The 9,357-nt window shown below is 61.2% G+C and carries 8 protein-coding genes; 3 read left to right on the forward strand and 5 right to left on the reverse strand.

Annotated elements, in window-relative coordinates; genetic code table 11:
* Positions 1-676 (forward strand): cell envelope integrity protein TolA (tolA, locus tag AC1D1P_RS07655; protein WP_477672577.1); only part of this gene is annotated, 676 nt, incomplete at its 5' end.
* A gap of 60 nt (positions 677-736) precedes the next feature.
* On the opposite strand, the gene dnaE is transcribed toward tolA, so the two are convergent.
* On the reverse strand, positions 737-4,219 hold the full coding sequence (dnaE, locus tag AC1D1P_RS07660; protein ID WP_477672578.1) for a DNA polymerase III subunit alpha: 3,483 nt from the start codon (positions 4,217-4,219) through the stop codon (positions 737-739).
* An 86-nt stretch (positions 4,220-4,305) separates the two neighbouring features.
* Here dnaE and AC1D1P_RS07665 point away from each other — a divergent pair, with 86 nt between their 5' ends.
* Positions 4,306-5,112, forward strand: coding sequence for a sulfurtransferase (locus AC1D1P_RS07665; RefSeq protein ID WP_477668959.1), 807 nt, complete (start codon positions 4,306-4,308; stop codon positions 5,110-5,112).
* A gap of 183 nt (positions 5,113-5,295) precedes the next feature.
* Positions 5,296-6,576, forward strand: a complete 1,281-nt coding sequence (gene egtB / locus AC1D1P_RS07670; RefSeq protein WP_477672581.1) for an ergothioneine biosynthesis protein EgtB — start codon at positions 5,296-5,298, stop codon at positions 6,574-6,576.
* Position 6,577: 1 nt separating this feature from the next.
* Here egtB and AC1D1P_RS07675 read toward each other — a convergent pair whose 3' ends face one another.
* Genes AC1D1P_RS07675 through AC1D1P_RS07690 form a run of 4 tightly spaced genes read right to left on the reverse strand, consistent with a single transcriptional unit; the run spans position 6,578 to position 9,202 of the window.
* Positions 6,578-7,273 carry a DUF599 domain-containing protein gene (locus AC1D1P_RS07675; protein ID WP_477668957.1) on the reverse strand — a complete coding sequence of 232 codons (696 nt, stop codon included), beginning with the start codon at positions 7,271-7,273 and terminating at the stop codon, positions 6,578-6,580.
* A 58-nt stretch (positions 7,274-7,331) separates the two neighbouring features.
* Positions 7,332-8,216, reverse strand: coding sequence for a pirin family protein (locus tag AC1D1P_RS07680; protein ID WP_477672579.1), 885 nt, complete (start codon positions 8,214-8,216; stop codon positions 7,332-7,334).
* Positions 8,213-8,620, reverse strand: a complete 408-nt coding sequence (locus AC1D1P_RS07685; protein ID WP_477672580.1) for an OsmC family protein — start codon at positions 8,618-8,620, stop codon at positions 8,213-8,215. The genes AC1D1P_RS07680 and AC1D1P_RS07685 overlap by 4 nt, the downstream gene beginning before the upstream one ends.
* Before the next feature lie 27 nt (positions 8,621-8,647).
* Entirely contained in the window at positions 8,648-9,202 is a 555-nt protein-coding gene (locus tag AC1D1P_RS07690) for a flavodoxin family protein (RefSeq protein ID WP_477668954.1), read from the reverse strand.
* Positions 9,203-9,357 lie beyond the last annotated feature (155 nt).

The following is a 9,357-nucleotide window of genomic DNA, read 5'->3' on the forward strand; positions in this document are numbered from 1 at the left end:
ACCACCGCCTCCACCCGCGCCCCCAACACCGGAAGTGAAGACACCGCCGCCAGCGCCCAATGTCGACATCGCGCTGGAGCAGGAGAAAAAGCGCAAGCTRCTGCAGCAGCAAAAAGAAGCCGAGAACCAGCAGAAACTGAAACAGGAAAAGCTCAAGGCTGAGCAGTTGGCAAAGAAAGAAAAAGAACTGAAGGCCAAAGAAGAGCAGGCCAAGCGCAAAGCCGCCGAAGACGCCAAAAAGGCCGAAGCGAAGAAGCAGGACGCGAAAGACGACGAGAAGCAAAAGCTGGCTGACGCTGCGGCGAAAAAGCTGCGTGACGAAAACCTCAAACGGATGATGGGCCAGGCCGGCGCCACCGGCGGCGCCGAGGCCACTGGTACGGCTCAAAAGGCCAGCGGTCCATCGGCAAATTACAAAGGACGATTGGCCGCTTTGTTCAAGCGCAACATCACCTTTGCAAATCCTGAAAGTATTCAGGGAAACCCGAAAGCTATCGTCCAGGTGAAAGTCTCTTCCACAGGACTTATCATGAGTTCAAAGCTGAGCAAATCCAGTGGAGTGCAAGCTTGGGACGAGGCCGTTCTCCGGGCTGTAGAGAAGGCAGAACGCATTCCTCCAGACGAAAACGGCAAGGTGATTACAGACTTTCCCGTTGAATTCGGACCCAAGGACTAAGCCAAGCGCTACCTTTTTTATAGCTGCTTGCGCTCGTCTCTATTGGCCTAGAGGCCTGTTTCACTCATAAACAATCTGCACCAGCCCCTTGTCGGCCTGCGCCATCCAGCTGGCCAGTGCGGCATCGGTCGGGAAGAATTTGGCTGCCTCCCCCAGATGAAGCTCCGCTGCCACGCCGCCCGCCTCGCCTTGGCGCCTGAGGCTCAAGCGCACCGGCAAGCCGCGGCTTAGCTCTCCCTGGTCTGACATCTCGCGGCGCGGCGGGAAGTCCCTGACCAGCCGTGAAATATCCGGCGTGGTGCCATTGACCGCCACTCGCAGGTACTTGCCAAATTTGCAGCGGGCAGTTTCCAGGTCCCAGACCTGCGTGACCTTGAAGCGGCGGCCGAAGCGCTCCGACGCGCCCTGCAGCGTGCCCTGCACGATCACCAGTTCGTCGTCCTTGAGCAGGTTGCGGTTGGCGTTGAAGGTCGTTTCGTCCACCGAGGCTTCAAGCACGTCGGTCTTGTCGTCGAGCTTGAAAATGATCAGCTTGCCGCGGTTGCCGTTGATAACGCGCAGGTCGCTCAGAATGGCAGCCAGAAGCTGAGGTTCGCGCGAATCGATCAGGTCCTCGATCTTGCGTTTGGCGAACTGGCGCACTTCGGTTTCGACCTCGTCAAACAGGTGCCCTGAGAGGTAAAACCCGATCGCCGTTTTTTCCAGTACCAGCCGCGCCTTCACACCGAAAGGCATGGCCTCGACCAGCGCCGGCTCCTGGGTGCTGGCCGCGTGCGAGTCGGACATGTCGAACAGCCCGCCCTGGTTGGCGTTGGCTTCGGTCGCGGCGGCGAATTCAAAGGCGCGGTCCACCGACGCCAGCAGCGACGCACGGTTGAGTTGCAGGTTGTCAAAAGCTCCGCCCTTGATGAGGGCTTCCACCGTTCGCTTGTTGAGCCGGCTGCGGTCCACGCGCACGCAAAAGTCGTAGAGCGAGGTAAAGGGGCCGCCTTCCTTGCGCGCCGCCACGATGGCGGCAATCGCCTGCTGGCCCGTGCCCTTGACGGCGCCCAGGCCGTAACGCACCGATGTGGCACTGATCGGCTCGAAGCGGTAGTCGCCGCGGTTGATGTCGGGCGACTCGAACTGGATGCCCATCTTCTGCGCGTCACCGAACAGGATCTTGAGCTTGTCGGTGTCGTCCATTTCCACCGTCATGTTGGCGGCGAAGAATTCGGCGGTGTAGTGCACCTTCAGCCAGGCTGTGTGGTACGCCAGCAGCGCGTAGGCGGCGGAGTGCGACTTGTTGAAGCCGTAGCCCGCGAATTTTTCCATCAGGTCGAAAACCTCGTCGGCTTTCTCTTCGCTGAGACCGCCCTCGCCCGCGCCCTTGCGGAAGATCTCGCGCTGGGCGTCCATTTCCTCTTTTTTCTTCTTGCCCATGGCGCGGCGCAGCAAGTCGGCGCCGCCCAGCGAGTAGCCGCCCAGGATCTGCGCGGTCTGCATCACCTGCTCCTGGTAGACCATGATGCCGTAGGTCTCTTCGAGAATGGCCTTGACGCGCGGGTCCGGGTATTCGGGCACTTCCTTGCCCTGCTTGCGCGCGATGTAAGTCGGGATCAGCTCCATCGGCCCCGGCCGGTAGAGCGCGTTCATCGCAATCAGGTCTTCGAGGCGGTCCGGCTTCGCGTCTTTCAGCATGCGCTRCATGCCGATACTTTCAAACTGGAACACGGCTTCGGTCTGGCCCCGGCCGAACAACTCGTAAACCTTTCGGTCGTTCAGCGGCAGGTCTTCAAACTTGAAGTCTTTTTGCGCCGGATGGCGCGCGATGATGAACTCCCGGGCGATTTCCAGGATGGTCAGCGTGGCCAGGCCCAAGAAGTCGAACTTGACCAGGCCGATCGCTTCCACGTCGTCCTTGTCGAACTGGCTCACGGCGGAATCGCTGCCAGGCTGGGCATAGAGCGGGCAAAAATCGGTCAGCTTGCTGGGGGCGATCAGCACACCCCCGGCATGCATGCCTACATTGCGGGTCAGGCCTTCGAGCTTTTGCGCGAGCGCCAGCAGGGTTTGTACATCCTCTTCCTTGCGCTCGCGCTCGGCCAGGATGGGCTCCTGCTCCTTTGCCTGTTCAATCGTGATGTGCTGGCCCGGCTTGTTCGGAATCAGCTTGGAAATGCCGTCGCAAAAGCCATACGGGAAGTCGAGCACGCGGCCCACGTCGCGGATGGCGGCGCGCGCGGCCATGGTGCCGAAGGTCACGATCTGGCTCACGGCTTCCTTGCCGTATTTGTCTTTCACATAATCGATCACGCGGTCGCGGTTGCTCTGGCAAAAATCGATGTCGAAGTCGGGCATGGAAACCCGTTCCGGATTCAGGAATCGCTCGAACAGCAGGTTGTACTGCAGCGGGTCCAGGTCGGTGATCTTGAGCGAATACGCCACCAACGAGCCCGCGCCGGAGCCTCGGCCCGGGCCCACCGGGCAGCCGTTGTTCTTGGCCCAGTTGATGAAATCACCCACAATCAGGAAGTAGCCTGGGAAACCCATCTTGAGGATGGTGTTGATCTCGAACTCCAGGCGCTCCACATAGGATGGCCGCTTCTGGTCGCGCACGGCCACGTCGCGGTACAGGTGAGCCAGGCGTTCCTCCAGCCCTTCAAACGACGCGTGGCGGAAGTATTCGTTGATCGGCATGCGCACGCCATTGACTTCCGGCGTGGGATAGTCGGGCAGCATGGGTTTTCCCAGCTCCAGCGTGAGGTTGCAGCGCCGGGCAATTTCCACAGTGTTGGCCAGCGCGGTGGGCACATCGGCAAAAAGCGCCGCCATCTGCGCGGTCGACTTGAAGTACTGCTCCCGCGTGAACTTGCGCACGCGGCGCGTATTGCCCAGGATTTCGCCTTCTGAAATACACACACGGGCCTCATGCGCCTCGTAATCGTCGTAGGTCAGGAACTGCACCGGATGGGTCGCCACCACCGGCAGCTTGAGCCGTGCCGCCAGCTGGACGGCGGCCGCCACATGACGTTCGTCATCGGGRCGCTGGGCGCGTTGCAGTTCGAGGTAAAAACGGTGCGGGAAGAGGCCCGCRAAGTACAGCGCACATTCCACGGCGCGCGCGCTGTCGCCCTGCAGCAGCGCCTGGCCCACAGCGCCGCCCTGCGCGCCCGACAGCGCAATCAGGCCTTCATTGAGTTCCTGCAGCCACTCAAGCTTCACCACCGCCTGGTCGCGCACCACGTTTTTGGTCCAGGCCCGCGTCAGGATCTCGGACAGGTTCAGGTAGCCCTGGCGGTTTTGCACCAGCAGCAGGAGGCGCGCGGCCGGCGCCCCGGCGTCCTTGCCCGGCACCTGCACCCATACATCGGCACCAATCAGGGGTTTGACACCAGCACCCCGGGTTTCCTTGTAAAACTTGACGGTTCCGAACAGATTGCTGAGGTCCGTGATGGCCAGGGCCGGCTGGTGGTCAGCAGCCGCAGCGGCCACGACTTCATCGATGCGGTTGGTGCCGTCGACGACTGAAAATTCGGTGTGAAGGCGCAAATGAACAAACATAAAGGTCATTTTAGGGCCGAGGCTGTCCGCTGAGGCGCCGTGACGCAGTGCAAGGCCCTGCATGCCTGCCTACAATCAACCGGATCATGCAAATCCTGAACATTGCGGCCTATAAATTCGTCACGCTGGCGCACCCTGCGATGCTGCAGGGCAGCATCGAACAGGCGCTCCAACAACGCGCGATCAAAGGCACGGTACTGCTGGCAGAAGAAGGAATCAACCTCTTCCTGGCGGGCACGGCGGCAGATATTCATGATTTTTTGGCATGGCTGAAACAGGATGCCCGCTTCAGCGACCTGCAAGCCAAGGAAAGCTGGTCAAGTGCCCAGCCGTTTCGCAAGCTGCTGGTCAAGGTCAAGCCGGAAATCATCCGCATGAACCACCCCGCCATCCAGCCAGCCGCCGGGCGCGCGCCGGCCGTGGATGCCGCCACGCTCAAACGCTGGCTTGACACAGGCTGCGACGACACGGGCCGACCGGTGGTGACGCTGGACACCCGCAATGACTTTGAGGCCGATGTCGGCACCTTCAAAAACGCCATTGACTGGCGCATCAGCAAGTTCACGGAATTTCCCCAGGCCCTGGTGGCAAACCGGCAGGAGCTTGCGGGCAAGACCGTCGTGAGCTTCTGCACCGGCGGCATTCGCTGCGAAAAGGCAGCCATCTTCATGCGCGAAGCCGGGGTGGAAAACGTCTGGCAGCTCGAGGGTGGCATCCTCAAGTATTTTGAGGAAAGCGGACGCGCGCATTTTGACGGTGAATGTTTTGTGTTTGACGAGCGGCGCGCCCTGGACCCTGAACTGAAACCTCAGGTCAATCCCGTGGCCAAGCCGCTTTCAAGGCCCGTTCCCACGGCCATCCCCACTGCATTCGAGGCCTTGTCTGACAGCTGAAGGCCGGGTGCCGTGCAAAGCTTTTAAGCCGCTCATTGCTATCACACCGAACTTCACCGTTTCCCTTTTGTGCATGTCATGGGTCAGCCTTCTGTCGCGCCCATCCACACGGTAGCCATCATGCCTACAGAACCATCACTCTCCCGCTCCCACACGCTTCAGGCGCGGCAGTCTCCGCTGGCCATGCGCTTTATGGCCATCAGGGCGCAGACCGAAGCCCTGATCGAGCCCCTGAGCCCCGAGGACTGCCAGCTCCAGTCCATGCCGGACGCCAGCCCTGCCAAATGGCACCTGGCTCACCTGACCTGGTTCTTCGAGACTTTTATCCTCGAGCGTTTTGAATCCGGTTTCAAGCCGTTTGATTCAGGCTTCAGGGTGCTGTTCAACAGCTACTACAACGGTGTGGGCGACAAATACCCACGGCCCAAACGCGGGCTGATCAGCCGGCCCTCCCTCGACGAAGTGCTGGCCTACCGTGCCCAGGTCGACCAGCGCATACTGGAAGTGATTGCGCAGGTAGAGGCCGGTAATGACACCGCGCAGCACAAAGAGTTGGCCGAACTGGTCACCTTGGGCCTGCACCACGAGCAACAGCACCAGGAACTGCTGCTGACGGACATCAAGCATGCACTGTCTTTCAACCCCGCGCGCCCGGCCTATGCCAGCCGCTGGCCGCTGGCGGGCATACACCCACAGCCGGTGAACTGGATGCGCCACGACGCGGGTCTGGTGGAACACGGCTTTGACGCGGGACGCGACGGTGGGTTTGCCTTCGACAACGAAACGCCCCGCCACAAAGTTTATGTGGCGGCCTTCGAGCTGGCCAGCCGGCCCGCCACCAACGGCGAGTTCATGGCCTTCATCGCCGACAGGGGCTATCAGCGCCCGGAGTTGTGGCTTTCCATGGGCTGGGATTGGGTGACTGAGAACGGCGTTAGCCTGCCCTTTTACTGGCAGGGCAGCGAAGGGAGTTACCAGCACTTCACGCTGCAAGGGCTGATTGATGTAGACCCGAACACGCCGGCCTGCCACCTCAGCTACTTCGAAGCCGATGCCTTTGCGCGCTGGGCCGGTGCACGCCTGCCGACAGAATTTGAATGGGAGCTGGCAGCGCGCAGCGTGGTGGCCAGCCCCGTGCCGCAGGGAAACTTTGTGGAAAAGGCGGCATACCACCCCCTGCCGCAGCAGGAGGAAAGCCACGGCCTGCCGGCCCAGATGTATGGCGACGTCTGGGAATGGACGCAGTCCAACYACAACCCCTACCCCGGCTACAAGCCTTGGGAAGGGCTGGTGGGTGAGTACAACGGAAAGTTCATGTGCAACCAGTTTGTGCTGCGCGGCGGCTCGTGCGCCACACCACAAAGCCACATACGCGCCAGCTACCGCAACTTTTTCCCGCCCGATGCCCGCTGGCAGTTCAGCGGCCTGCGCCTGGCGCGTGACCTGCCCGACGGCCGGCTCTGAACTATTCGCGCAACACGTCCAGCACGTCCGAGTTGAACTCGCGGTTGTACAAAATCAGCACCACCACGGCGGTGGCCAGCGCAAACGCAAAGGTGGAAAAAAACCAGGCCATGATGCCGAAGCTGAAGTAGTAGGCCCGGAGCCCGTCGTTAAAAGTTTCCGCCGCCAGGCTCACCATGCGGCTGGCGCGTGTGGCAAACGCTTCACGGTCGAACTTCCCCACCTCAAACTCCTGCGGTGACGGCATGGAGCCAATCAGCAGGGCGACAAAGGTGTACTGGCGCATGGACCAGCTGAAGCGGAAAAACGCGTAGACAAACACCGCCACCATCAGCAGCACCTTGAGGTCAAAAATCAGCACCGAGGTGCGCACGGCAAACGGGATTTCGCGCACCAGCTCGGCCGCTTTGTCGGTGGTGCCCAGCAGCGCGAACAACCCGCCGATGATGATGATCGTGGTGGACGAGAAAAAAGCCGGCGTGCTGGAGAGGTTCTGCGTGATGATGCCGTCGATCACGCGCGGGTCGCGCGAGGTGGCCTGTATCAGCCAATGGTGCCGGTAACGGTTGGTGGTGCGCAGCAGCGAAGGCCGCTTGACCCCATAGTGCCGGGCAAACCAGGCATAGCCCATCCAGCCRCCAAAGAACCAGGCGATGGCCATCCAGTCGGACCAGGGAAGCAGGCTGAAAATTTGCATCGCGTGATCTTAAACGCTGGGCTTTCCCTCAAAAAGCTTTTGCCTGACTTGCCGGGCCTCAGCCCGCGGTGAACTTCCGCTCGGGCAACGGGATGAATTCGGTCTCCCCGGGCACCTGCCCCATGGCCTGGGCGGCCCAGTCCTCACCGGCCTGCACGATGCGTTCCTTGCGGCTGGAAACAAAGTTCCACCACATGAAGCGGTGCGCATCCAGTGCGTCGCCACCGATCACCACCAGGCGCGCCGGGGTGTTTGCGCTGAGCTGTACTGCTGTGCCGGGTAAGAGGGTCGCCAGCGTGTGCATCGCCAGCGGCTCGCCGTCCAGCAGCAGGTCGGCGTCCACCGCATACAGCGCCATCTGCGCTGCCAGTGGCGGCAACGTGAAAGGCGTGCCCGCCGCGAGCGCCACATCCAGGTAGAGTGTTTTTGAGAAAGTCTTGACGGGTGAGGCTTTTCCGAATGCCTCACCGACCAGGACACGCACCACCGCGCCGTCCACGGACACCTCTGGGATGCTGTCCGCAGGCGTGTGTGAAAAACCGGGTGCTGTTTCTTCAAACTCTGCGGGCAAGGCAGCCCACAGCTGCAAGCCGTGGTTTACATATGCAGTACCACGCAGGTCGTCGGGCGCGCGCTCCGAATGCACAATGCCCCGCCCTGCCGTCATCCAGTTGATGGCACCGGGTTCTATGCGCTGGGCAGAGCCGATGCTGTCGCGGTGCATCATGGCGCCTTCGAACAGATAGGTCACGGTGGCCAGGCCGATATGCGGATGCGGCCGCACGTCATGGTTGGTACCGGGGTGTTCAGTCACCGGGCCGAAGTGGTCAAAGAAAATGAAAGGGCCAACCGATTGCTGCTGCGCAGAAGGTAGCAGGCGGCGCACCATGAATCCGCCACCCAGGTCCTTGTGATGCCCGGTCAGTTTCAGTGCAGCGCTCATGTCAGCCGTTCCACGTCCGTCGTGATTTCCGTCGTGACGGTGCTCATGAGCTTGTGCACCGGGCATTTCTGGGCAACGGTGTGCAATTCCTGCAATTGGGCGTCCGTCAATGCACCCTTGATCTGGAGTTTGGTGGCAAGCCTGTATACACCGGTGCGCTCCTGGGAGTCGTCCCGCTCAACCCGCGTCTTTATCTCGTCGACGGGAATGCCCTTCTTGCGGGCGTACCACATCACGGTAACAGCCTTGCAGGCGCCGAGCGCCGCGTCATAGAGGTCATGGGGCGAGGGGCCGGCATCGTCACCGCCTTCTGCCAGTGACGCATCGGTAATCAGCGCGTGGCTGCGAATTTGCAGATGCTGGGCCAGCTCCGCCGGAGGATTGCGCCTGAGTTCAACGGTCATGACAATTCCTGTAAAAAAGAAAAAGAATCAGGGAGCGAATCTCGCTGCGATACCGGCCACGCGCCGTCCGAAGTTGCGGGCGTTGTCCAGGTCGCCTGCGTTCATTTCGCCGGCACCTGCATCCGATGGCGATTGTGCGACAGCGCCACTGTAAGAGCCGAGGTAGTTGGTGTCGCTGCGCACCGCCGCCTTGCTGTTGCTGGGCAGCACGCCCTGGCTGACCCAGATGCCGCCATGCTGCATGGCCAAAGTAAAGAGGTAATTCAGCGTCGACATCTTGTCACCGCTCATGGCTGCGCTGTTGGTGAAGCCGGCAAACAGCTTGTCCTTCCACGCCTGGGTGTACCAGGGTTTGGAGGAAGCATCGGCAAACTTCTTGAACTGCCAGCTGACGCTGCCCATGTAGGTGGGTGATCCCATGATGATGGCGGTGGCGGCATCGAGGGTTTCCCAGCCGCCTTCGGGCAGGTTGCCTTCGGCATCAATAGCTACCAGTTCAGCGCCCGCGCCCTCGGCGACTGACTGCGCCATTCGCTGGGTATGGCCGTAGCCGGAGTGGTAAATCACGACAACTTTGGGCATTCGGTATCTTTCGCGGCAGAGGGTTGAAATCTAAAGCAGGCAAACAAAAAGGCTGCAGCAGGGCTTCATGCCCAAAGCTGCAGCCCTGTTGATGTGTCAGCCCTTGGTCTTGCCGTCTACGCTCCAGGCGCCGCCACCGAAAGCCGCGACGGTGA

This window comes from Polaromonas sp. P1_E1_2 (genome assembly GCF_056406035.1).